This is a genomic window from Buttiauxella sp. S19-1, from assembly GCF_022134725.1.
GTDB classification, from domain to species: domain Bacteria; phylum Pseudomonadota; class Gammaproteobacteria; order Enterobacterales; family Enterobacteriaceae; genus Buttiauxella; species Buttiauxella ferragutiae.
In genome coordinates this window covers 1-25,824 of the sequence record NZ_JAHWLU010000041.1, presented here as the reverse complement: position 1 = coordinate 25,824, position 25,824 = coordinate 1, and the positions used below count along the sequence as shown (strand labels likewise).

Here is a 25,824-nt window from a genome sequence, read left to right as displayed (position 1 = left end):
TGCAACAGGGGGCATGAAAAATTATGCTTTTACTGACCAGGCCACTTGCTCACCGGCGAGGAACGGCACAATGCTGTCATCGGACGTTTCGATGAGTTCCGGTATGTGCACTGGAGTACGCACCAGTTCAATGGATTCTTCATTCACAGGCAGGCCGTAGAAACGTGGGCCATTCAGTGAAGTGAAGGCTTCAAAGTGCTGCAACGCATTCAACTCTTCAAACACCGTCGCGTAAGCGCCAAGAGCAGAAGGCGCGTTAAAGCAACCTGCGCAACCACAACTGGCCTCTTTACGATGACGCGCATGAGGCGCGGAATCTGTACCGAGGAATACGCGGTCACATCCGCTGGCAACCAGCTCACGCAACGCTTCCTGATGAATGCTGCGTTTCAGAATTGGCAGGCAATACAGGTGAGGGCGCACACCACCGACCAGCATATGGTTACGGTTAAACATCAGGTGTTGCGGGGTAATGGTTGCCGCCAGCAGGGAGTTTCCTTCCTTCACATACTGCGCCGCATCTTTGGTAGTGATGTGTTCAAACACCACTTTCAGTTCCGGGAATTGTTGGCGCAAAGGTTCCATAACGGTTTCGATAAAGCGCGCTTCACGGTCAAAAATATCAATATCAGCGTGAGTCACTTCGCCGTGGATAAGCAGCGGCATGCCAATTTTCTGCATGCGCTCAAGCACCGTTTTAATCGCGGCAGTGCTGGTAACACCGTGGCTTGAGTTGGTGGTCGCATTGGCTGGGTAGAGTTTTGCTGCGGTAAACACGCCTTCGTTAAACCCGTGCTCAACTTCATTCGGGTCAAGAGAATCGGTCAGGTAGCAGGTCATCAGCGGTTCAAATTTATGGCCTTGCGGTACAGCATCAAGAATACGCTGGCGATAAGCAATGGCGGCTTCAACCGTTGTCACTGGGGGAACCAGGTTTGGCATCACAATCGCGCGACCATAAGTTTCGCTGGTATAAGGCACCACCGTTTTTAACATTTCACCGTCACGTAGGTGAACATGCCAGTCATCAGGGCGGCGAATTTTTAATACCTGGGGTAATACGGTCATGAAATTGCTCCGGCGTAGGAAGGAAAAAACGATGATTTGTGCCGGAGAGCAAGGATAAGCGCAAACGTTTCGCTTTGCACCATTTTCATCGAGATTTTGTCGGGGGAATGTTGCCCCCGACCAGGAAAAACGGGTTAATCAGTAAATGGGATAATGAGTTGGCCCGGTTTAACCTCAAGTCCCTTGGCGTATCTTTTCGCCAGGTTCTCACCAGTACTGCGGTCTTCGCCCAGCACATAAGCCGGTTGTTGATTAAAGTAATTACGCAATGACTGATTCAGATAAGGAATCAGGGTCTGGACAATGGTCTGCATTTTTTCAGGTTCGACCGTCGCGTTTACCACTTCCATTTCTTGCAAATAAATCGCGCCTTGTTCTTTATTGAACACCGGCAATGCTTTGAGTTTGAGCTTGATAGTGGCTTTTTGATTACCAAATAGCGACGACATCTCCAGATTGGCATCGCCAGTCAACGTCACTTTATTCGGCTCTTCACGGCCAATCGCACTGCTTAAATTGGTTAAAACAATATGGGCATCGGCAACGCCTGGCAGGCCAATATCTTTAGAGAAGTTATTACGTTTATGCAGCGCCTGGTTTATTTCCTGTTCGCTGACCGTGTATTGCGTTAACTGATTGCAACCCACCACTAACCCGCTGAGCATTAGCGCTGCGGCGAAAACAATCTTTTTCATGGAATTCCTTAACATGCTGCATAGAACACAGATCCTGACATAAAGCATTATGATGTCCCAGGGCGGGCTACGCCACCGGAAAAAACCGAAATAGCCGTCATACTTCGAGCGACATCAGAGTTGGCTGCGTTTACTCACCCCAGTCACATACTTGAGTAAGCTCCTGGGGCTGGTAACTCGAATTAATAAGTGTATTTAAACCGCGTGGGACGACAGCAGATTAATTTGTGTCTGTTTAGCCATATTATCGCGATACGCCGCAACACGGCTTGGCCACTCAATACCCGCGACCAGAGTCAGGTTACGCAGCAGTGGGAACAGATGAATATCGTCGTCAGACAGCTCACCGTTTACCGCATTCGGCTGCACAATCAGCTTATCGAGCTTGCGTAAATCATCAGAGATTTTTTTGATTAGCCCTGGCGAATGGTGAAGGAGGTCGGCAAACGAGCCGATCATCGCTTCCTTTTTGTTGACGAAATAAGCACGTGCTTGTGGCGTGGCAAACTCATCAAAAGGTGCTTTCGCCATGCGCGGAATCAACAACTGCTGCACATAGCTATTCACGTGGCGTAACCAGTCGCTAATTGCGGCGTTGGTTGCGCCAGTCAGAAGCGGTTCGCCATCCAGTTTATCGACGTAATGCACGATATCCATGCTTTCAGGCATATAGCGGCTATCGTCTTTTTGCAGGATCGGCGCCATCTTCTTACCAATCATTTTGGTCGGAGTGGCTTCATCGTCATTGAGCAGGACTTTCAACTCAATGGGGATGTTCTTTAAACCAAAAATCATGCGTGCCTTAAGGCAGAAAGGGCAGTGATCGTAGATATAAAGCTTCACGTTTCTCCTCCATATTTATCAGCGAACCAGGTTGGTTAACTATTGAGTATGGGGGAGAAAAGTGAGTGCCGCAAACTAGTTACCGGGTTCGAGCATCGAGGGTTCAATAGGTTTCGTGCTGAATTGCCACCACAGCGCGATAAGCGTGATGAAGCCAATAATCCCTAACATTACCCACGGAAGCGATGGCTGGTTGATACTTTTCCCGGCATCAAACAACCAGCCGCCACCGGCGTAACCAAATGCCCCACCAATGGCCAGACCCAGACGGCTAAAACCCATGTAACTGCCGCGAGCACGGGAATCAGCAAGGGATGCACTCAGCGTTTCCCTGGCCGGTTCAGCAATGATTGAACCGACATAAAACACACAAATTAGCGTGAACAGTTGCTGAAGATTATTGGCAAGGCCAATCGGCAGCATGGCCAGCGACATTAAGAATAAACCTGCCATCAGGCGCTGCTCCAGACGGAAGCGTTTTTCGCTCCAGCGCGCAATCGGGTACAGCAGCGTTAACGAGAGTGCGGCTTCAATGGCATACATCCACTTCACGGCGGCAGGTGTGCCGGCAATTTCGTTGACCATAATCGGCAGCATCAACATCACCTGCACCGCCAGCATGTAATATCCGGCCAGCGTTAACACATAAGTGATGAAGCGTTTATCGCGCAGCACGCGTCCCATCCCTTCAAGCATCGGCGTGCGGATGGTGGAAAGTTTATAGGCAGGTAGCAACCAGGCGTTGACGAAAGCGCAAATCACAAACATCACCGCGCCAACAGCACACACCAGGCGGAAATCATATTGCAGCAGCCAACTCCCGAGTAGCGCACCAATAACCGCCCCCGCGCTGTCTTGCATCATCAGAATTGAGAAGAAACGCCCTCGTTGATGTGGGCGTACGAGTTTAACCACCAGCGCGGCACGCGGCGGGTCGAATAACGTGCCGCCGATAGCGGAAATAAAACACGATAGCCACAACACCCAGGGTTCATGGGCGATACCCATCAGCGCAAAACCGACGGCTCGCAGCAGCATGCCGGTGACAATCATCGGTTTAGCGCCCAGCCGGTCAGCGATGGCGCCACCGAAAATCCCCAGCCCTTGCTGGGTGAGCTGACGCAGGCCGAGCGCAATACCGACCATTAGCGCTGCCCAACCCATTTGGTCAACGAAGCGAATGGAAATAAGAGGGAAAACCACGAAGAAGCCTAATACCACTAACATGTTATCGAGCAATAAGAAGTATTTACCCAGGCTCCTGGCCTGCGCTACCCGTGACATCTCCCCTCCTGGGAATATTAAAAGTGTGATGAACTTCTATTCTCTACTGCTATTTGAGTTTTTGACAGCCAGGCATATGACAATATTTTTTCATCAATCTGAGGCTTCGATTGAACTCTTTAATCGAAAAAGTTTGCGCAGGTGAAAAATCTGCATGCTGTTGTTTTCCTTCCGCAGCCAGCCGCAGGTATAGTAAATACGTTGCCTAAGAAAATATGGGATGTGAGGAGCAGGGGTGAACATGTTTGGCTACCGCAGTAACGTGCCGAAAGTACGCTTATCAACCGACCGCCAGGTGGTGCGTCTGGTGTATGAGCGAGATGCCTGGCGTCTGGCAGATTATTACGCCGAAAACCGTCAGTTCCTGAAACCCTGGGAACCGATTCGAGATGACAGCCACTGCTTTCCTTCTGGCTGGCAAGCACGTCTGGGCATGATCAGCGAAATGCATAAACAGGGTAGCGCCTATTACTTTGCGCTGCTCGACCCTGACGAGAAAGAGATTCGCGGCGTCGCCAATTTTTCAAATGTGGTGCGCGGCTCATTTCATGCCTGTTATCTGGGGTACTCGTTGGGTGAAAAATGGCAGGGGCAAGGTCTGATGTTTGAAGCGCTGACCACCGCGATTCGTTACATGCAGCGCAGCCAGCATATCCACCGCATCATGGCGAACTACATGCCGCATAACCAGCGCAGCGGCGATCTCCTCGCCCGCCTTGGTTTTGAAAAAGAAGGCTATGCCAAAGAATATTTATTGATTGATGGTGTCTGGCGCGATCATGTTTTGACTGCGCTCACCACCAAAGAATGGACCCCTGGCCGTTAAGGACGAGAAATGAAATATCAGTTAACTGCGGTTGAAGCGCGTGTGGTGGGTAGCCTGCTGGAAAAACAGGTGACCACGCCTGAACAATATCCGATGTCCGTCAACGGCGTCGTGACGGCGTGTAATCAGAAAACCAACCGCGAACCGGTGATGGATCTGAAAGAACATGATGTGCAAGAAACGCTGGATACTCTGGTCAAGCGCCACTTTTTGCGCACTCTTAGCGGTTTCGGTAATCGCGTGACGAAGTACGAGCAGCGCTTCTGCAATTCCGAATTTGGCAATCTGAAACTCTCGGCGGCGGAAGTGGCGGTCGTCACCAACTTGTTGTTACGTGGCGCCCAGACACCGGGTGAATTACGTTCTCGCGCCGCGCGTATGTTTGAATTCAGCGATATGGCGCAAGTTGAAGCGACGCTTGAAAACCTTGCCAACCGTGAAGATGGCCCATTTGTGGTGCGTTTGCCACGTGAACCGGGCAAACGTGAAAGCCGCTATATGCACTTGTTCTGTGGCGAAGTTGATTCATCACCAGCCAACCTCGCCGAAAGTGCGACGGCACCAACGGATGATTTAACTGCCCGCGTGGAACAACTTGAAAGCGAAGTCGCTGAACTCAAGCAACGTCTTGACTCGCTGTTGGCACATCTTGGGGATTAATTGATGACTAAACTTCGCGTCGGCGTGGTGGGTTTGGGCGGCATCGCGCAAAAGGCGTGGTTGCCAGTATTAGGAGCCTCTAATGACTGGATTGTGCAAGGTGCTTTTTCCCCAACCCGCGCCAAAGCCCAACCGGTTTGCGATGCCTACCGTATCCCTTATGTTTCATCTATTGCCGAACTAGCAGCGCAGTGCGATGCGGTCTTTGTCCACAGCGCCACCGGCAGCCACTACGCGGTAGTCAGCGAACTGTTACAGGCTGGCGTCAATGTCTGTGTGGATAAACCACTGGCAGAAAATCTTGCTGATGCGGAGCGTTTAGTGGAACTGGCACAGCAGAAAAAACGCACCTTGATGGTCGGTTTTAACCGCCGTTTTTCTCCGCTGTATCGTGACCTGAAAACGAAACTGGCGAACGGCGCCTCGTTGCGGATGGACAAACATCGCACTGACAGCGTCGGGCCAAATGACCTGCGCTTTACCTTGCTTGATGATTATCTGCATGTTGTTGATACCGCGTTGTGGTTGGGGGGGGGCGAAGCACAGTTACAAAGCGGAACATTGCTGACCAACGATCACGGCCACATGCTGTTTGCTGAGCACCACTTTGCCAGTGGCAACCTGCAAATCACCACCAGTATGCACCGCCGTGCCGGTAGCCAACGCGAGTCGGTACAAGCGGTGACAGATGGCGGCTTATATGATGTGACCGATATGCGCGAATGGCGTGAAGAGTGCGGCAATGGGGTGGTCAATCGTCCCATTCCCGGCTGGCAAACCACGCTCGAACAACGCGGTTTTGTCGGTTGTGCCCGTCATTTCCTCGATTGTGTGGCAAATCAGACAGTTCCTGAAACTGCAGGCGAGCAAGCATTGATAGCCCAGCGTGTGGTTGAGAAACTGTGGCGCGATGCCATGAGTGAATAACACGGTAGTATTTCGTCTGTGTATAGGTAGACTAGCGGGGCTTTTGTAGGTCGGATTAGCGTAGCGACATCCGACATGAATTGGACGTCATTGCTGTTATCCCAACGCCTGCCTTGCAGGCGTTGATGTTTGATGACAAACCTCATTCTTTCGCAAAGCGAACATATGTCACCAAATAAATAAACAAGGAAAATCGATTTATTGATTTTCGGCTGATAACCACAAAGAAGGAAAAACCACGCTTTTTCCTTTTTTGTTTACGCGCTGAGCGCCTGCCTTGCAGGCGTTGATGTTTGTGGAACCACATAATAATGAATCTATTAAAATCGCTGGCAGCCGTCAGCTCGATGACCATGTTTTCTCGCGTGCTCGGATTTGCGCGCGACGCCATTGTGGCAAGGGTTTTTGGGGCAGGGATGGCGACGGATGCCTTTTTCGTGGCATTCAAACTTCCCAACTTGTTGCGTCGTATTTTTGCCGAAGGGGCATTTTCGCAGGCGTTTGTGCCGATTCTTGCCGAGTACAAAAGTAAGCAGGGCGAAGATGCCACCCGCGTGTTTGTCTCGTATGTTTCCGGGCTACTCACGCTGGCACTGGCGGTAGTCACCGTTATCGGCATGATAGCGGCACCGTGGGTGATTATGGTGACGGCTCCTGGCTTTGCCGATACCGCAGATAAATTCAACCTGACTTCCAGCCTGTTGCGGATAACCTTCCCGTATATTTTCCTGATCTCGCTGGCTTCGTTATGCGGGGCGATTCTTAATACCTGGAACCGTTTCTCCGTTCCTGCTTTTGCGCCGACTTTCCTGAACCTCAGCATGATTGGCTTTGCGCTGTTTGCGGCACCGTACTTTAACCCACCGATTCTGGCGCTGGCCTGGGCGGTGACCGTGGGCGGCGTGTTGCAACTGGCGTATCAGTTACCGCATCTGAAAAAGATTGGCATGCTGGTTTTGCCGCGCGTCAATCTGAAAGATGCCGGTGCGATGCGCGTTATCAAACAGATGGGACCGGCAATTCTCGGTGTTTCCGTTAGCCAGATTTCTTTGATTATCAACACCATTTTCGCCTCGTTCCTCGCCTCAGGCTCGGTTTCCTGGATGTACTACGCTGACCGTTTAATGGAATTTCCATCCGGCGTGTTAGGTGTGGCGCTAGGCACTATTTTGCTGCCTTCGCTGGCGAAGAGCTTTGCCAGTGGCAACCATGACGAATACTCGCGCCTGATGGACTGGGGGTTGCGTTTATGTTTTCTGCTGGCGTTGCCAAGCGCGGTGGCACTGGGGATTCTGGCAAAACCGCTCACCGTTTCACTGTTCCAGTACGGTAAATTCACCGCTTTTGATGCCGCGATGACGCAACGTGCGCTGGTGGCCTATTCCGTCGGTTTGATGGGGCTGATTGTGGTGAAAGTGCTGGCTCCGGGTTTCTATTCGCGCCAGGACATCAAGACGCCGGTCAAAATTGCCATCGTCACACTGATTCTGACTCAGGTGATGAACCTCGCGTTTATCGGCCCGCTCAAACACGCCGGGCTGTCGTTGTCGATTGGTCTGGGGGCTTGCCTGAATGCCAGCCTGCTATACTGGCAACTGCGGAAACAGGATATTTTCCAGCCTCAGCCGGGCTGGTGGGCGTTCTTGTGGCGTTTGTTTGCCGGTGTGGTTGTGATGGCTGCGGTGTTGTTCGGCATGATGCACGTGATGCCAGCCTGGGATCTTGGCTCCATGCCTTACCGCTTGCTGCGTCTGATGGCGGTGGTGGTTGCCGGGATTGCGGCGTATTTCGCAACACTGATGGTGCTGGGCTTCAGGGTGAAGGACTTTGCCCGCCGCACCATTTAGCAAACAGACTAGGTACCAGGCGCGTTCTGCATTAAACTGCGCGCTGCAAAAATTTGACATATTGAACGATTAATTAGGCGGTAATAGCGATGCACGGAGTAATCACAACCTGGTTTGAAGATAAAGGTTTCGGTTTTATCAAAGATGAAAACGGTGACAATCGTTATTTTCATGTGATTAAGGTCGCCAACCCTGAGCTGATTAAGAAAGATGCCTCGGTGACTTTTGAGCCAACCACCAACAACAAAGGCTTATCAGCTTTTTCGGTGAAAGTTGAGCCAGACAGCAAATACATCTTTATTGCTGGCGAGCGCATCAAAATCACGGCGATTAAATCCTTCCTGGTTTACAGCGAAGAAGTGCCAGCCGAAACCAAGATTGATAAAGAGAACGCGGTGCTGTCTGTTGGCGCGCTGATGAACAGCATTCGCCCGAAAGCAGAACCTAAGCCGGGCGAAATGCGTACGCTGAAGAAACTGGCGGTGACCACCTTCCAGGGCTCAACATTAATCTTCTCCGAAGATGAAATTGATGTTGAAGCCACCATGAAGATCCTCCAGGGTCTGAAGTAAGTCATGCTGTAGCGCTCAACTCTGAGCGCTACAAGCTTCCTGCCTGTTAAGCCTGTGACTTTTCCGCTTTTGGGTAGCCATTAAAAAAGAGATTCAAAATCACCGCGCAGGCGGTTGCCAGCATGATCCCGCTGTGTAGCAAAGGCTGTAAGGCTGCCGGAAATTGTGCGAAGAAGCCGTGAGAAAGCGTGGGTGTCATCCCCATCCCTAAGCTGATGGCGACGATATAAAGGTTGTAACGATTGGTTGAGTAGTTGGCGCGAGCCAGAATACGAATCCCTGTTGCCAACACCATCCCGAACATCACCAACCCCGCACCACCTAAGACAAATTGTGGAATTGACGCCACAAACACGGCCATTTTCGGCACCATGCCAAACAAGATCAAAATACAACCCGCAGCCACGCACACCCAACGGCTATGGATCCGCGTTACGCTCACCAGACCGACGTTCTGTGAAAACGAAGTATGCGGGAAGCTGTTAAACAGACCACCAATCACCGTCCCCACGCCATCAACCCGTAAACCACGGATAATATCTTTTTCGGTTAATTTATGGCCAACAATATCGCCGAGCGCCAGAAACATCCCCATCGACTCAATAAAGACAATAATCAGCACCGCGGTCAGCGTCAGGATGGCAACGGGATCGAACGTCGGGATACCCAGCGCCATTGGCGTCACGATGGCGAACCATTTTGCATCAGCCAGCCCGGACAAATTAACTTCGCCCATCATGTAAGCCAACGCAAAACCAAAAGCGATACCCAGCAGCACCGCGACATTTGATAAAAAGCCTGTGGCATAACGGGTAATCAGCAAGATAAACAGCAACACGGCTGAGGCGACGCAGATATAAACGGGGTCGCCGTAATTCGGGTTGCCCGCACCACCTGCCGCCCAGTCGATACCGACCTGGATAATACTCAGCCCAATCGAGGTAATCACAATCCCGGTGACCAACGGGGGGAACAGCGGCATTAACCTGCCCACTACCGGCGCCAGCAGGGTGGTAATCAACCCGGCGGCGATGGTCGCGCCAAAAATACCGGTCAGGCCAATCTCGGGATTAGAGCCAATGGCCACCATTGGCGTGACCGCCGCAAAGGTCACCGACATAATCACCGGTAAGCGAATTCCCATAAATTTACCGACCCCCAGACACTGAATCAGCGTGACGACGCCACAACAGAACAGATCGGCGCTAATCAATAAAGAGATGACTTCTTTGCTTAACCCTAAACGGTCACCAATCATCAGTGGTACGGCTACGGCCCCGGCATACATCACCAGCACATGCTGAAGGCCGAGGATCAATAATTGCCCTGGCGGCAGTATTCGGTCGACTTCATTTGGCGTGGTCGCGGGTGAAATTTCAGAGGCACTATTGTCCATATCTATCTCCTTTAATGGCGGCGGTATTGGCAATCCTGTTTTTCCAAAAAATGAGTTCAGGGAATGCATGCGTAACTGATGCCAGTTCCATGCATTGCGCTAAATTGATTGAAGAAGTGTGAAAAACATCACGTAACTGATTGTATTGACAGCGAAGGGGAAAATATTTTGTCTGGGGAGTTTTATCAGTTTGAGGTTTATCTTCTCAGTTTGATAAGCCCACTCTCACTTTTGAGCAGCGGCGAGCAGGCCGGAACTTTGCATAACCTCAATTTTGGGCAACATTCTTTGCAGTGACTCACAAATTTAGATTTAGTCTGCTTACGCTGAACAAATTGTCCCTGTTTTTGCATTGCTGCAAGTGAGTTCTGGCTTTCAAAAAGGGATGCGAATGAATAAATTTATCGCTGTAGATGCGCAAGAATGCATCGGTTGTCACGTCTGCGAAATTGCCTGCGCAGTGGCTCACAATCGACAGAGTTGGCCAGAGTCTATTGCCGCTTTTCATCCACGCATTGAAGTTATTTCCCACCAGCAAAACCATGTCACGGTCACCTGCCATCACTGTAACAATGCCCCTTGTGTCACCAGTTGTCCGGTGGGGGCATTAACCTACCGGAACGAGCAGGTTCACCTGAACGAAGCGCGCTGCATTGGCTGTAAAAACTGCGTGCTGGCCTGCCCATTTGGGACGATAGAAATGGTGAATGCCGGCCAGGATGCTATCTGGCTGGCGCAAAAATGCGACCTCTGTGAACAGAGTGAAAGTGGTCAACCCGCCTGTGTGGCCCATTGCCCTGCGGATGCACTCAAACTAATGGATGACCGTGAGTTAAACGACTTACGCCTGCGGCGGCAGAAAATGGCGCTCAGTGGCGCGTCGGCTCCGGTTCGTCGCCAGAGTTTATTGGACAAACCCGCCCGCAATGGCGCTGAAAAACTCCCGGCGATACAACGCAAAATGCACTTCGAAGAGATTTATCAGGGCTTGTCCTCTTTGCATGCGGTTAATGAAAGCCAACGCTGCATCCATTGTGCGCAAAAAGCGCGCTGCAACTGGACTTGCCCGCTGCATAACGCTATTCCTGAACTGCTGCGTTTGGTTGCCGAAGGTAAGATTATTGAAGCGGCGGAATTAAGCCACCAAAGTAGTTCACTGCCTGAAATTTGTGGGCGAGTCTGCCCGCAAGAACGCTTGTGTGAAGGGGCTTGTACCTTAAAACCGCACAGCGGCGCGGTGGCTATCGGGAATATCGAACGTTACATCACGGACACCGCACTGGCTCAGGGCTGGTGGCCTAAAGTGTCGCCAGATATCGCAACACGCAAAGAGCGAGTGGCGGTTATTGGTGCCGGTCCTGCTGGATTAGGATGTGCAGATATTCTGGCACGCCGTGGTATTCAGGTCGATGTCTATGACCGCTATCCTGAAATCGGTGGGCTGCTGACCTTCGGTATTCCTCCCTTCAAGCTTGATAAACAGTTGCTTGCCATGCGGCGCGAAATCTTCAATTCGATGGGCATCGAGTTTCATCTCAACTGCGAAATCGGGCGCGACATCGCCTTTAGCGAACTGCTGTCCAGCTATCAGGCGGTATTTCTGGGTGTTGGCACCTACGATTTAATGCGTGCCGGGCTGGAGCACGAAGACTCACCGGGGGTCGTGCAGGCGCTACCATTACTGACCGCTAGTGCGCGTAGAGTGATGAACCTTGCTGATGATGCCGCCACGCCCTGGATTGAGCTAGCTGGGAAACACGTCGTGGTACTTGGCGGTGGTGATACGGCGATGGACTGCTTGCGCACCGCGATACGCCTGGAGGCGGCAAGCGTGACCTGTGCTTATCGTCGCGATGAAGCCAGCATGCCGGGTTCAAAGAAAGAAGTGGTGAATGCCAGGGAAGAGGGTGTGGAGTTCCTTTTCAATGCGCAGCCGCAATTCATTGAACGTAATGACAATGGCGCGGTGACAGGAATTGGCCTGATTCGAACGCTTTTGGGCGAACCCGGCAGCGATGGACGACGGCGTCCGCAGCCTGTCGTCGGCTCAGAGTTTGTACTGCCCGCCGATGTTCTGGTGATGGCCTTTGGTTTCCAGCCACATGCGATGCCGTGGCTGGAAACTCACCAGGTCACTTTCGACAAATACGGCCTGATTGAAACCGGTAAAGCGGGGCGCTTATCCACTCAAACGCAGCACCCGAAAATATTCGCGGGCGGTGATGCGGTTCATGGTGCTGATTTAGTGGTCACGGCAATGGTCGCCGGGCGGCAGGCGGCACGGGACATTCTGGTAATGTTGGGTGATTCATCCCCCATTCAGTGCTCACACAGTCAGGAGCCGTTGCGATGACACAGTTTATTCACGTTAACCCCGATCGCTGCATCGGGTGTCGCACTTGCGAAATTGCCTGTGGGCAGGCACACAGTGATAGCGATTTTCGCCCCAGGTTACAGGTGATGAAACTGCATTCATCCACTCAGCCCGTGATGTGCCATCAGTGTGAGAATGCCCCTTGCGTGGCGGTTTGCCCGGTGCGTGCGCTGGTGCAGGATGAGAGATGTGTGCAGCTCAACGAGTCGTTGTGTATTGGCTGTAAAAACTGTGTGATGGCTTGTCCCTTTGGCGTCATCGATATAGCTCTGACGCCTGAAAAAAACATCCAAATCGTGAAATGTGATCTTTGCCAGCAGCACCAAAGCGGCCCCGAATGTGTAAGGGTATGCCCGACCGCGGCGCTGGAGAAAAATGATAGTCATTCGGTGAAGCAACAAGCCACCCTACGCCGCCGCAGTGCGGCTTTGCAGAGCGTGTATTTCTCGTTGAAATAGCCAACAATACGGCCCGATTATCGGGCCGTATTGCTTACGTCAAATTGCCCAACCACCCGCGTAGAAAATGACCAATACCAGGGCAATCAGCACTGTGCCGATATTCAACCGACGCCAATCATTTGAGAACACACGCCCCACCACCAGTGTCACAAAACCCAGCATAATGCCGGTGACAATATTGCAGGTCAGCACGATAAATACCGCGCACACTAGGCCGGCCATCGCATCCACAAAGTCATCGAAATCGAGTTTTGCCACGTTGCTGAGCATCAATAACCCGACATACATCAGTGCCGGGGCGGTGGCATAACCGGGGATCAGGAAAGCCAGCGGCGACAGGAACAGCACCACTAAAAACAGTGCGCCGACCACCACTGCGGTTAAGCCCGTTTTCCCACCCGCCGCGGTTCCCGCTGCGGATTCGATATAAACCGCCGCAGGAGACGCACCGACCAGGCCGGATAAAATCGAACTCACCGAGTCGGCGGTTAACGCTTTGCCGCCATTGATAATTTGGTTGTTTTCATCCAGCAGATTCGCCTGGCCAGCAACGGCACGTATTGTCCCGGTGGCATCAAAAACAGCCGTCATTACTAGCGCCAGTACACTTGGTAACACCATTGGCTGTAACGCGCCCATAATATCGAGGCTGAAAATAAGTGATTTGCCGTCTTCTCCGCTCAGACTCGGTAACGCCACCAGCCCGTGATACTGCACATTGGGGTCGAAAATCAGGCCGATAATCGAAATGGCAATAATGACCAGTAAAATCCCCCCAGGGACACGCAGTTTTTCCAGCCCCAAAATGACGGCTAAACCTAATAACGTCATGATGACAGGGAAGGTGGTGAAGCCACCGAGCGCTACCGGCAACCCTTCAATTGGGTTCTTGATAACCAGCCCCACGCCACTTGCGGCAATTAATAACAAAAACAGACCAATCCCGATGCCGGTACCGTGGGCGATCCCCATTGGCAAATTACGCAATATCCAGGTTCGCACGCCGGTCACCGAAATGGCGGTAAACAGCACCCCCATCAGGAACACCGCGCCTAAAGCCACGGGAATGCTGATGTGCTGCCCTAACACCAGGCTGAAGGCGGTAAAGGCAGTGAGTGAAATGGCACAGCCAATTGCCATCGGTAAATTGGCCCACAGCCCCATCAGTAATGAGCCGAAGCCCGCTATCAGACAGGTTGCAACAAAGACGGCACCAGGCGGAAATCCGGCTTTCCCTAACATACCTGGCACCACGATCACGGAGTAAACCATGGCTAAAAATGTGGTAATGCCAGCGAGGACTTCCTGGCGAACACTGCTGCCGCGTTTCGTAATACTGAAATAGCGGTCGAGCGCCCCTTTTCCCTGCACTGTGGCAGGCACATGCGATGAATCGGTCGACATAATTCTGTCCTTATCAACGATGAAGTGACGGTTTTTCCTGTTTGCTATGTTCTTTCGTACACCAGTTGGCCATCGACGTAAGTGCGATAAATCGAGCGGTCATCGCCCAGCGTTATCATCACAAACAGCTTGTCCATCAGCGACACCGAATTGTCATAGCGCAGTTGTTGCAACGGCGTGGCGGTTGGCTCAAGAACCACAAAGTCAGCCTCTTTGCCGATGTCGAAATTGCCGATATAACTATCAAGTCCTAATGAGTGCGCCCCGCCCAGGGTGGCAAGATAGAAGGCTTCATAAGCCGACAGCCGGTAGCCTTGAAGCTGCATCACTTTGTAGGCTTCATTTAGGGTTTGCAGCATATTGAAGGTGGTGCCCGCGCCAATGTCGGTGCCAATCCCGACCTTGATTTTCTTGCGCCAGGCTTTTTGCAGATTGAATAAGCCGCTGCCGAGATAAAGATTGGATGTTGGGCAAAAGGCGATGGTGGAATCGGTGTGGTGCAGGCAATCCCACTCGTCTTCCTCCAGATGAATACAGTGGGCAAAGACACTGTTTTTGCCGGTCAAACCGTAGTGATGGTAAACATCGAGATAGTTTTTGCGCTCCGGGAACAACTCTTTTACCCAGGCAATTTCGTCCTTGTTTTCGCACAAATGGGTGTGAACCCAGGTATCGGGATATTCCTGGCGCAGACGCTGCGCCATCGCCAGTTGTTCAGGCGTTGAGGTCGGTGCAAACCGTGGCGTGATGGCATAAAGCAAGCGGCGGTTTTTGTGCCAGCGCTCAATTAGCGCCTTACTTTCCAGGTAGCTACTTTCTGCCGTATCCAGCAACCATTCAGGCGCATTGCGGTCCATCATCACCTTACCGGCAATCATGCGCATATTGATATTGCTCGCCGCTTCAAACAACGCGTTGGCCGATTCCGGGTGAACGGTGCCAAACACCAGCGCCGTGGTGGTGCCGTTGCGCAGCAACTGTTTAAGGAAAAACGAGGCCATTTCACGGGCATATTCGGGGTCTTTATAGCGCCGCTCGGTGGGGAAGGTGTGCTTGTTTAGCCACTCGAGCAACTGCTCGCCATATGCGCCCACCATTTCACTTTGTGGATAGTGAATATGGGTGTCGACAAAGCCAGGAACGATGAGCTTGCCGCGATAATCACGCACGCGGATAGCATCCGGTACCCGTGATTTCCCTTCTTCCCACGAGCCAAACCACACCACTTTACCTTCACTGATTAACAGCAATCCATCTTCAACAAAGCGCAACGCTGACTCGATTTCTTCAGGGTGCGAAATTACGCGTGTCACATCCAGGAAGTTCCCGCGCACGGCCTTCAGGTTTTGTACACCAGTCATGTTTTAATCCTCAGTGATTCACAGCACTCACTCCGGTTCTTCGGTCGCCACCGGGGTTGCACTGGTCTCTTTTTGTCTTAACGGGATAAGCAAATTCAGGATGATGGCCGTCAGGCCTCCGGCGCAGATGGGGTTTTCCACCAGCACGAATAACGAAGCGGGCAAAATGCGGAACACATCCGGATCGTATGAAACGCCAAGCCCCAGCCCTAGTGATGTGGCTACAATCAGGGTTTCACGCCGCCGTAGGCCGTTAGAGATGATGATGCGAATCCCGGCAATGGCGATCATCGAGAACATCAGGGTCATTGCTCCGCCCAGTACCGGCGCGGGAATGGTGGTAAAGAAGCGCCCGATAACCGGGAAAAAGCCCAGTACGATAAGGATCACGGCGATTACGCGCCCGATATAGCGTGACGCCACACCGGTCATCTGAATAACGCCGTTATTTTGCGAAAAGGTGGTCAGCGGCAGTGAACCGAGTGCCGAGGCGATAACCGACACCAAACCGTCGGCCAGCACGCCACCTTTCAGGCGCGACTGGTATTCATCACCTTCAATCGGCTGGTTTGACACCATGGCGGTGGCGGTAATCGAACCCACTGCTTCCAGCACACTGAGCAGATAAATGGTGCCGACCACCAGAAATTGAGTGATATCAAAGGTAAAACCGAACTTGAAGGGGACGGGCATGGTGATCAGCGGCAGATTACGCATACTGCTGAAATCCACCATTCCGAGGCACAGCGCGGTGAGATAGCCGACAATCAAACCCACGGCAATCCCGACCATGCGCAACAGCGGGCTGCGGCAACAGTTGAAGCCAATCACTACGACCAACACCAACAACCCGACACCAATGTTTTCATAGTTACCAAAGGTGCCGCTGTGTTTGGCCGAGAACCCGCCGCCAAAATCAATAATGCCGACTTTTATCAGGCTCAGGCCAATCATCAACACCACCACTCCGCTCACCGTCGGGGTGATGACGCGGCGCAACGCGGGCAGAATAAATGACGAACCGACCACCAGAAAAGCGCCGACAAAAGAAACCGCCATCATCGAAGAAAGGATCAGTTCTTCATGAAAACCGTCTTTCTTCATCGCACCGCCAAGGGCAATCATCACGGTCACAAAAGAAAAATTAACTGACTGAATCGATAACAAACCCGAACCAATCGGGCCATAACGATTGACCTGCAACCAGGTGCCAATACCTGAGGCAATCATTGCCATCGAAACCAGGTAAGTGGTGGTGGCGGTTGAGAGTTGCAGCGAGGTACCGACGATCAGCGCAGGCGTAACCATCGGCACAAAGATAGCTAACAGGTGGGTGATAGCGCCCACTAAAGACTGGTAAAACGGTGGTTTGTCTTCCAGGGCATAAACCAGTTCAGAATCGGCATTGCTGAAATCAGACATCTGGACACTCCTGTACCTACCAGTAATGGTGGATGTCGCTTGCGCTTATCCACCCTACAAAAGCCCGTCATCCACGATTTTCGTAGGTCGGATAAGCGTAAGCGCCATCCGACTCCATTACCGGTTTACAGTTTCCCTAAGGCATGGAGGATTTTCTCAGGGGTGAAATGCCACTCTCGCAGCCACACTTTGCAGGCATCGTGGATCGCTGTCGCAATAGCGGGAGCCGCGCCGTTGACGCCAATTTCTGAAATAGACTTGGCACCGTACGGCCCAACATGGTCCTCGCTGGGAACGAGAAATGCGCGGAAATCACGGGGAATATCGCCAATCATCGGCGCACCATAGGTACGCAGGTCGCGCGTCAGTGGGATGCCGTGTGCGTCATACTGAATTTCTTCAGTCAGGCTATGCCCGATGGCGCGCATCGATGCGCCATAGATTTGCCCCAATGCGAGGTCTGGGTTTATCGGCGTACCACAATCGAGCAGGGCGTAGAACTTGTTGAGCTTGATTTCACCCGTACGCGTATTCACCGCCACTTCGGCAAAGTTTGCCCCAAACGGGAAGGCGAAATTCGGGGTGATATAACTGGCGGTGGCAACTAACGTCCCGAATCCGGTGCCGGTTTCGGCCTTGTGGGCAATTTGCGCAAAGCTCACTTCGCCTTGCTTGCCGCGCACAATACCTGGTGCGGCCAGTTGCACATCTTCCAGCGGTTCGCCGAGCATTTGCGCGCCGTGGAAGAGAATTTTATCGCGTAAATTCTCCGCGGCATTTTTCGCCGCGTTACCGGAGAAACAGGTGCCAGAGGAGGCGTAAGCGCCTTTGTCGAACAGCGCGTGGTCGGTGTCACCCGAAATCACGTGGATATCAGACAGCGGGCAGCACAGCACTTCAGCCGACAACTTCCCGACCACGGTATCAAGGCCAGTACCGATATCGGCACCACCGGAGTGGACGATAAACGTCCCGTCAGATTCCAGTTTGATCATGCAGTTGGCCTGGTCAATATCCGGGATTCCCGATTTCTGCATGATGATGGCAACGCCACGCCCGGTATGCCAGTCGCCCTCTACCGGTTTGGGTGCATCCCAGTCGATTAGCTGACGGCCTTTGCGCAATATCGGTTCTAACGCGCAACTGGCTGCGACTGGAATTGAGGTGGGCATTTTCCCTTCGCCAATCGCCCCGAGGATTTTCAACTCCTGGCCTTCACGGACGCGGTTAATTTCCACCATATCTAACTGGTCGATACCCAGTTTTTCCGCCAGCTCAGCCATTGCCATGGTCAGCGCAAAGTTCCCTTTGGGTGCGCCGTAGCCCTGGTATGCGCCGGTTGGGCAGATATTGCTGTAGTAAGTGGTGACCTGGAAATCGACGTTATCGCAAGGATAAAGCGGCAGCGACAACGCAGGGCCATTACACGGCACCGTGAGGGCGTGGTTGCCATACGGGCCAGTATTGGCGCGGAAATCCATCTTGATGGCGGTCAGACGGCCATCTTTTTTGGCACCGATTTTTACCGTCACTTTGGCGACGTGGCGCGAGGTGTTAGCGATAAACTCCTCTTCGCGGGTGTAGTGGAAATAGACCGGGCGTCCGGTTACGCAGGTCGCCCAGGCGCAAACTTCTTCCAGCAAAATATCCTGCTTGGAACCAAAACCGCCGCCGACGCGCTCTTTGATGACATGGACTTTATGTTGCTTGAGCCCCACTAAACGCGCGACCTGGCGGCGCAAGTGCCACGGAACCTGGGTTGAAGCATGGATAACCAAACGGTCACCCACCCAGCGGGTGAAGCAAACGTGGGTTTCAGTCGGGCACTGTTGCACCTGTTTGGATTCGTAGGTGCGCTCGATAACCACTTCGGCGTCGGCAAAGCCTTTGTCTACGTCACCTATGCGCCCATGAATACCGGCGGCGATGTTTTTTTCCGGGCGAGCGCCAATCGGGAAATTGATAATCATGTGCTCGTCACGATCGGCAGCCTGGCTGTTTTGCGCTTCGAGGTCCGCTGGCGCACCGTTGACGTAAACCACTTTTTCGTCATGCACGCGTGGGGCATCAGCCGCCATCGCTTCGTCAATCGACAACACCGGTTTTAAAACCTGGTATTCAACCTCGATAAGCTTAAGTGCTGCCAGGGCAATCTCGGCACTTTCTGCGACCACCGCCGCAACGCGATCGCCGACGTGGCGCATTTTTAGGCCAAACATGCGGCGGTCAAGCGGCGAAGGTTCGGGCGCGCTTTGCCCGCCTGGAGTGTAATAAATATCCGGGCAGTTTTTATGCGTGATCACATGAACCACGCCGGGCAAGGCTTCCGCTTTGCTGACATCCAGACGGGTAATCAGCGCGTGCGGGTGCGGGCTGCGTAACATCTTCACCACACAGGCATCCGCAGGAACGCGGTCTTCGACATAACACGGTTTGGCCTGCACCATCATCGTCGCATCGGTTTTCGGATGACGCTTGCCGATAACCGCGAGGTCATGGCGAAAGGTTGGGGTGACGGTGGGCTGGTAAGTGGGGTCGGTCAGACGTGTTTTTGCCAGATCGACCACTTGATAAAACTGCTGGTAACCGGCATCACGGCTGAACAACCCTGACAATGCATCATCAATATCTTCGCGAGTTGGTGACGCAATTCGTTGCAGTAAATCGGTGAGAATCAGCGCGGCGGCAGGGTCGTTGTAGCCTGATTGCACTACGCCTGTATCGACCATCGCCTGTTGTACCAGGCTTAACTGGTTCCAACTGCCAAGTGATTCGGCGGTTTTTATCTCGCCGCCTTCAAGTTGCCCGGCAATCAGTAAAGAGGCGTTAACGATGATTCCGTTGCACCAAATGGCATCTGAACCGGCAAAACCAAAGCCGTCGTCGCTGTTGCGCACCGAGTGTAAACCCAGCCCGAACAACAGTTTTTGCACATTTTCCCCGGCCATGCAGTCAATTTCACGGGGTGTTCCGTTCAGCGTAAAGTGAATCATCATTTTGTTACCTCATCTTGCTGCTGGCAGTCGGTCAGCAGGTCAGCGACCAGCACACCGGCAATATGGCGTTTAAACGCTTCGCTGCCCGATAAGTCTGCACGTGGATAAATTGCCGCACCCACCGCCTTTTCCAGTGCTTCGCCTTCTAAAGCCAGCGACTCTACGTCGCGCAAGCGCAGCGGTTTTTCCGCCACGCCATCCAGCGCGATACGGATCTCTTCGTTTTCGGTGATGGCAACGGCGGCGGTGACCACCGACCAACCGGCAGCGGAACGGCTGAATTTACGCGTCGCACAGCGGCGGTATGGGTCGTGAATAATCACTTCGACCAATAAGCGGTCGCCCGGAGCCTGCAAATACTCTTCCAGCGTTAAGGTTTCACCATCGGCAAACAGCAACACGGTTTCCAGCGCCAGTAAGATAGGAATGATCACCGATTCGGCCTGGCGGGCGGCAATTTCACCGCCCAAAGTGGCCTGGTTACGCACATGGCGTGAATAGACAAAACCCAGCGCATCGTTCAGGGCTTGCGGGATAAAAACGGTGTCGCGCAGTTTTTGCAAAGTGATCAGCGAACCAATGCGCAGCGTGCCGTTGTCCCAGTCCATTTCGTCGAGTGGCAAACCTTGCAAAGAAATCGCCACGCTGCATTCAGTGCGCGTTGGCGTGGCATTGAGTTTGCTGCCGCCCGCCATCCACACCGCGCTATCTTTGTAGTGTTCCTTCAGTTCCATCGCTTGCTCAATGGTCGTGACACGGAAAAATTGCTTAATCATATGTTCCTCTCTTCGGTCAGACTGGTGTCCGCCAGGCGTGATTATTTTGTCGAATCCATACGTCGCCACATTTTTGCTGCCACCTTTCTGGCTTCGGCGTAAATCGGCTCACAATCGAAGGCGAACTCGCGGTCTTCATAAACCATCACGCCATCAATCATCACGCTATGAACACTCGATGAGCCGAGGCCAAACGCCAGATGGCCGCCGATATTTTCGGCCTGTAGCGGCGTTGGCGATAAGTAATCACAAATGGTGAGGTCGGCTTTATAGCCTGCCGCCAGGCTGCCAAATTTGGCATTAAAGTTGCGCGCCAGCAGTTCGTTACCGCTCCACAAATAGCGGGTGAAACTGTCAGGCCACAGTGGGCCGCCTGCATCACGGTGTTTGAAGAAGGCGAACTTCAGCTCTTCGAACATATCCGACCCGATACCGTCGGTGCCCAGCGCCAGGTTGTGGTATTCGGCAAGCTGATGGTTGTAGCCCACATGGTTATTCATGTTGGAGCGGGCGTTGTGGACGAGGAACCCGTCTTTCTCATTGAGCAGGCGAATATCTTCTTTCGACAGGTAAAGGCCGTGGGCAATCAACGTTTTGCTGTTGAGTAAGTCGAACTCTGCGAGGCGCACCAGCAGATCTTTGCCGTATTTGTCATGGCTATGAGAAACATCGTAGCGATCTTCGGCGGCGTGAATATGCAGGCCACGGCCCGTGGATTTAACCGCGCCTGAAAGCATCGCCAGCCCGGCATCCGGCACGGTAAAGGGAGCGTGAGCGCCAATATGAGCTTCAACCAGATAACGCTCTTTTCCGGCACTTCGCGCGTTATCAATCAGCCGCGCAAAATTAACGTTTTCTTCGACGCCAGCTTCCAGTTCCTCCATCCCGCCATTGCGGTCGGTGGTTTCAAAACAGGTCATGCCGCGCAGCCCGGCTTTCAGGAAGGCGTTGCGTAAGGTGCTGAGCGAACCGGCGATGTAATGCGGTGACGCGTGGTGATCAATCACCGAGGTACAGCCGCTTTTAATCGCTTCCAGTGAGCAAATCAGCCCGCTGTAGTAGAGCGATTCTTCGTCAAGTACGCGGTCGAGTCGCCACCACAGGTTTTTGAGCGTCGAGATAAAGTCCGGGCTGGGCGGGATTTGCGCCATGATGCCGCGCGATAACCCCGAGTAAAAATGGTTATGTGCGCAGACCATGCCCGGCATCACGATGCGTCCGTGCATCTCTTTTACCGTGGCCTGCGGGTAATCTGTCGCCAGCCCAGGACCAACGTTGACGATTTCGCTACCTTCAATCGCAATATCAACGTTGTGTTGTACTTGCGCCGGAGAAAACTGTACGGCGGTGACATTTTTCAGAATCAACATAATCAGGCCTCCACTTTTCCTAACAGGTAACGATGATGTTTATGCACGTGGCTGATAATTTTGCAGATCTCGCCAAGCTCGTGCGGCGGCTGGTGGAACTGGCTGTCATCGTCAAGCGTTAACTTCCACAGTTTTTGGTGCAGGCGGATGCTGACGTCGTTGCCTTCAGCGTAAAAGCCTGGGTTGCTGCTGTTGGTGAAGTCTTCTGGCAGGCTGAATACCGTCAATTTGTCGGTATACGGTTTGCCTTGCCACGGGCAGAACTGGGCGCAGTTGCCGCATTCATTGCAGAAAGCATCAAGGTGCAGCGTCTGGAAGCGGTTCTGGAAACCAGGAACGGCAATCGAAACGTTGGCGCGGTTCGGGCAGACATCGACGCATTTACTACAGATGTAGTTACATTCCAGGCAGCGTTCAGCCTCCTGTTTCACAAAATTATTGCGGTCGTTTTTACTCACCAGGTTGACGGCGATATTGCCTTTGCGTTGATAAACATGCTGCGGGTCGACGTTGTTCCAGTGCTTGTCACCGTGGCTCGATTGAATGTTTTCGCGCCACAAAATGGCATCCGTCGCCCGTCGTGCGGTGCCGATAGCCGCCACAATGGAAGACGGGCCGCTTTGCACGTCACCAATCAGGAACAGGCCAGGTTTGGTGGTTTCGCCAGTGGCCGACGCCACCGCAGGCCAGCCTTGTTCATCCAGTGGCACGCCCATTGCGGCCAGCGCTGCACAATCTTGCTGTTCGCCGATGGCGGTAATTAAGGCGGAGAATTGCAGCGTTTCGCTTTGCTCAGAAGCCACAGGGCGGCGGCGGCCTGAACTGTCTGGCTCACCTAATTCCATCTTACGTACCGTTAAGCTGCCGTCTGCGGCAAAGTGCTCTGGGTTGGTCAGGAACATAAACTTCACGCCATCTTCCAGCGCTTCTTCATACTCCTCGCGCCAGGCGGGCATTTCGCTGGCGGTGCGGCGATACAACACGGTGACATCGGTGACGCCAGGCACACGCAGGGCGGCACGCGCGCAGTCCATCGCCGTGTTGCCAGCACCCACTACGGCAACGTGCTTACCAAGATTCAGGTTCACACCGCGATTGTAATCACGCAGGAAGGGCAGCGATTTGTAGACATTGCGGTTATCACCCGCCAGTTTCACACCGCTGTTTTTATCGGTCCCGGTGCCGACCAGCACATAGTGGAAGCCGTCTTTTTGCAGTTGTTCAAAGGTCAGATCCGGCGAGCAGTTGTATTCAAACTTCACGCCATGGGCAGCGATAAAATCAATGTCATGTTGGATAAGTTCAGCCGGAATACGGAACTGAGGTATCACGTTTTTTACCACGCCGCCTGCGTTGGCTTCGCGTTCAAATAGCGTGACCTGGTGACCCGCCCGTGCGAGGAAGTAACCAGCGGAAAGCCCGGCTGGGCCCGCGCCAATCACCGCTACCGGATGGCGGCTACCTGAGCCAGCAGGCTTATGCCAGCGCTGTTTATAGCCTTCCCAGCCTTTTTCCAGCGCCACCTTTTTGAGTTCGCGAATGTTAAGCGCACTGTCGTAATCCAGGCGCGTACAGTTGCTTTGGCACTGGTGGTCACAAATATGGCCGGTGATGGCAGGCAGTGCGTTGCGCTGGTAAATCACTTCCAGCGCATCGGTATAACGGCCTTCACCCATCAGGCGAATGTATTCAGGAATATCTTGCTTCACCGCGCAGGCCGTGACGCAAGGGGCGACGTAGCAATCGGTGAGCGGCAACGGGCCGCCAGCATCAATCTGGTCTTCTGATTTCCAGTGTTTTTGGGTGTATTCCATGCTGATGGCGCGTTTTGCCAGCGCTTCCAGGCGTTCAACGTCAACACGCGTGAGCGCAGCGGCGCTGGATTTTTCCAGCTCGCGCATACAGTCGAGCATACGCAGGTAACCGCCAGGCTTGAGCAAATCCGTAGCCATGGTGATCGGGCGAATCCCGGTTTCAAAAATATCGCGAATGGTGAATTTGCTGGCACCGCCGGAATAGGAGATAGGCAGCAGGCCATCAAAGGCGCGTGAGAGTACCGCCGCGACGTTGATCGACAGGGGGAACAGTGCGCGCCCCGACATATACATCTCTTCACCCGGTAACGCGCCTTTGTGATTAATGGTGCCGAGGGTGTTGGTTAACTTAACGCCAAATCCGAGCTGTTTTTCTTTCGCCAGTGCCATTAAACGTTGCAGCATGTCCAGTGCTTGCTGGAGTTTCAAATCATGGCCGAAGGACTCTTCTTTCAGGCCGATGTAGTCGAAGCCGCAACTGTCCAGAATCTCTCTGACGCGCGGATAACCGAGCAGCGTCGGGTTGAGTTTGACGAAAGTATTTAAGTGTTTTTCCTCCAGCATGTAGCGGCAAATGGCTTCGATTTCATCTGGCGGGCAGCCGTGCATGGTCGACAGCGTAACCCCGGTGACCAGCGTGGCGGGGATGGATTCAGCCAGTACCGCCAGTTCAGATTTGCGTTCTGCCAGTAATGCAAAGCGGTTAATGAACGACTCGTTTTGCAGCCATTTTTGCAACGTTTTACGGTAACGCGCGAAATCTGGGTGCGCCGAGGAATCCATCATGGAATGGATAAATTGCTGCATCGGCGGCTGGCGAATACCGTCGAGGTTGTATCCGACACTCATGTTGAAGATAAATGACTTTTGCGCGTCTCGCGGTTGCGGCGTAAAGACCTTTTCCAGCAAATGGAGAATGAACCAGGCTTTGAGATATTCGTCGTAGGCTTTTGGTAGCGTAAATTCGCTAGACCACTCGGTATTAAAGGCTTCGTCTTGCGCATCAATACACGGTTTTTCAAGCTCCAGGCGGTCAAGGATCTGCACGGTTTTCAGTTCGATAAAACGGCCACCCGTTAACCAGGAGACGACAATATTCTGGGCTAATTGAGTATGAGGGCCAGCAGCAGGGCCAATCGGCGTTTCACAGGTTTCACCAAACACATTAAATGTGGAAGGCGTGTCCGCCCGATAAAACTGTTGAGCCGGAATTCCAAAGATAGAATTGCTCTGCTGATACTCATCGAAAATGCGCGTCAAAAGTTCTTCGAACGGAACCGGACGCATAATATCTCCCATGACATTCTCCTTGCGACAAATTAAAGGGTAATAGCGCGTGTGGCCTGACCACAGAAATAGTTAATGGGTTTGTGCAAATATCGCGCCAGAGAAATTAATTGAGCTTATGGGGAATAATAAATGCGAGCGGCCTCTAATATTCATACTTCTTTGTGAAAGACTTCACATCTGTCTTTTTGAGAATGATTTTCATTAATAAATAACTGTTTCAAGTGGGGTTTATCGAGTTTGTGTTGATTCTCATAAGTAGAGATAAAATATCATTTTGATAATAACAAGAGGGCGTCTGGCGCGGTTGTTTGAACGCAATCGATTAAACGAAAGAAGTCTGTAAAGTCACATTATTTTGTAATGGCTGGTGTGGTAATTTTTAGAAGAATATAAACGTAGGTCGGATGGGTGTTAGCGTCATCCGACACATCCTGATAT

Annotated in this window: 18 protein-coding genes and 1 pseudogene; 7 read left to right on the top strand and 12 right to left on the bottom strand. The window is 52.6% G+C overall.

Going from position 1 to position 25,824, the window contains the following annotated elements; genetic code table 11:
* Positions 1-21: 21 nt before the first annotated feature.
* The 4 genes from pyrC to mdtH all read right to left on the bottom strand — a co-directional run bounded on the left by pyrC (position 22) and on the right by mdtH (position 3,890).
* Positions 22-1,068: a dihydroorotase gene (gene pyrC, locus MES37_RS11325; RefSeq protein ID WP_237931458.1), complete on the bottom strand. Its 1,047-nt coding sequence runs from the start codon at positions 1,066-1,068 to the stop codon at positions 22-24.
* A 134-nt stretch (positions 1,069-1,202) separates the two neighbouring features.
* Complete coding sequence (locus MES37_RS11320) at positions 1,203-1,763, bottom strand: lipoprotein (protein ID WP_237931456.1); 561 nt, start codon at positions 1,761-1,763, stop codon at positions 1,203-1,205.
* A 195-nt stretch (positions 1,764-1,958) separates the two neighbouring features.
* The gene (gene grxB, locus MES37_RS11315; RefSeq protein WP_064547902.1) at positions 1,959-2,606 is read right to left on the bottom strand and encodes a glutaredoxin 2; all 648 of its coding nucleotides are present in this window, start codon (positions 2,604-2,606) and stop codon (positions 1,959-1,961) included.
* Positions 2,607-2,681: 75 nt separating this feature from the next.
* The gene (gene mdtH, locus MES37_RS11310; RefSeq protein ID WP_121813895.1) at positions 2,682-3,890 is read right to left on the bottom strand and encodes a multidrug efflux MFS transporter MdtH; all 1,209 of its coding nucleotides are present in this window, start codon (positions 3,888-3,890) and stop codon (positions 2,682-2,684) included.
* Between the two features lie 241 nt (positions 3,891-4,131).
* Between mdtH and rimJ the strand changes: the two genes are divergently transcribed.
* The 5 genes from rimJ to MES37_RS11285 all read left to right on the top strand — a co-directional run bounded on the left by rimJ (position 4,132) and on the right by MES37_RS11285 (position 8,722).
* Complete coding sequence (rimJ, locus tag MES37_RS11305) at positions 4,132-4,716, top strand: ribosomal protein S5-alanine N-acetyltransferase (RefSeq protein WP_064547898.1); 585 nt, start codon at positions 4,132-4,134, stop codon at positions 4,714-4,716.
* A gap of 9 nt (positions 4,717-4,725) precedes the next feature.
* Entirely contained in the window at positions 4,726-5,376 is a 651-nt protein-coding gene (locus MES37_RS11300; protein WP_064547896.1) for a YceH family protein, read from the top strand.
* 3 nt (positions 5,377-5,379) lie between these two features.
* Positions 5,380-6,303, top strand: a complete 924-nt coding sequence (locus MES37_RS11295; protein WP_133522681.1) for a Gfo/Idh/MocA family protein — start codon at positions 5,380-5,382, stop codon at positions 6,301-6,303.
* Positions 6,304-6,614: 311 nt separating this feature from the next.
* Positions 6,615-8,150 (top strand): murein biosynthesis integral membrane protein MurJ, encoded by a 1,536-nt coding sequence (gene murJ, locus MES37_RS11290; protein WP_064547892.1) that lies wholly within the window; start codon positions 6,615-6,617, stop codon positions 8,148-8,150.
* 83 nt (positions 8,151-8,233) lie between these two features.
* Positions 8,234-8,722 (top strand): cold shock domain-containing protein, encoded by a 489-nt coding sequence (locus MES37_RS11285; RefSeq protein WP_074388587.1) that lies wholly within the window; start codon positions 8,234-8,236, stop codon positions 8,720-8,722.
* A gap of 73 nt (positions 8,723-8,795) precedes the next feature.
* Here the strand turns inward: MES37_RS11285 and MES37_RS11280 are convergent.
* Positions 8,796-10,118 (bottom strand): annotated as a pseudogene (locus tag MES37_RS11280) (nucleobase:cation symporter-2 family protein); the annotation flags it as partial.
* A gap of 391 nt (positions 10,119-10,509) precedes the next feature.
* On the opposite strand from MES37_RS11280, the gene MES37_RS11275 reads away from it, so the two are divergent.
* Both MES37_RS11275 and MES37_RS11270 read left to right on the top strand, forming a co-directional pair.
* The gene (locus MES37_RS11275; RefSeq protein ID WP_237931454.1) at positions 10,510-12,471 is read left to right on the top strand and encodes an FAD-dependent oxidoreductase; all 1,962 of its coding nucleotides are present in this window, start codon (positions 10,510-10,512) and stop codon (positions 12,469-12,471) included.
* Positions 12,468-12,950, top strand: a complete 483-nt coding sequence (locus tag MES37_RS11270) for a 4Fe-4S dicluster domain-containing protein (RefSeq protein WP_064547886.1) — start codon at positions 12,468-12,470, stop codon at positions 12,948-12,950. Before MES37_RS11275 ends, MES37_RS11270 begins: the two co-directional genes overlap by 4 nt.
* A gap of 39 nt (positions 12,951-12,989) precedes the next feature.
* On the opposite strand, the gene MES37_RS11265 is transcribed toward MES37_RS11270, so the two are convergent.
* The 7 genes from MES37_RS11265 to ygfK form a co-directional block, all read right to left on the bottom strand.
* Positions 12,990-14,357 carry an NCS2 family permease gene (locus MES37_RS11265; protein WP_064547884.1) on the bottom strand — a complete coding sequence of 456 codons (1,368 nt, stop codon included), beginning with the start codon at positions 14,355-14,357 and terminating at the stop codon, positions 12,990-12,992.
* Positions 14,358-14,401: 44 nt separating this feature from the next.
* Positions 14,402-15,718, bottom strand: coding sequence for a guanine deaminase (gene guaD, locus MES37_RS11260; RefSeq protein WP_064547882.1), 1,317 nt, complete (start codon positions 15,716-15,718; stop codon positions 14,402-14,404).
* A gap of 27 nt (positions 15,719-15,745) precedes the next feature.
* Positions 15,746-17,140 (bottom strand): nucleobase:cation symporter-2 family protein, encoded by a 1,395-nt coding sequence (locus MES37_RS11255; RefSeq protein ID WP_237931452.1) that lies wholly within the window; start codon positions 17,138-17,140, stop codon positions 15,746-15,748.
* Positions 17,141-17,265: 125 nt separating this feature from the next.
* Positions 17,266-20,136, bottom strand: a complete 2,871-nt coding sequence (locus MES37_RS11250; RefSeq protein ID WP_237931451.1) for a molybdopterin-dependent oxidoreductase Mo/Fe-S-binding subunit — start codon at positions 20,134-20,136, stop codon at positions 17,266-17,268.
* Positions 20,133-20,912 (bottom strand): molybdopterin-dependent oxidoreductase FAD-binding subunit, encoded by a 780-nt coding sequence (ygfM, locus tag MES37_RS11245; RefSeq protein WP_232886527.1) that lies wholly within the window; start codon positions 20,910-20,912, stop codon positions 20,133-20,135. Before ygfM ends, MES37_RS11250 begins: the two co-directional genes overlap by 4 nt.
* Positions 20,913-20,953: 41 nt before the next feature.
* Positions 20,954-22,282, bottom strand: a complete 1,329-nt coding sequence (gene ssnA / locus MES37_RS11240) for a putative aminohydrolase SsnA (RefSeq protein WP_232886528.1) — start codon at positions 22,280-22,282, stop codon at positions 20,954-20,956.
* Positions 22,283-22,284: 2 nt separating this feature from the next.
* Positions 22,285-25,395: a putative selenate reductase subunit YgfK gene (ygfK, locus tag MES37_RS11235; RefSeq protein ID WP_237931449.1), complete on the bottom strand. Its 3,111-nt coding sequence runs from the start codon at positions 25,393-25,395 to the stop codon at positions 22,285-22,287.
* Positions 25,396-25,824 lie beyond the last annotated feature (429 nt).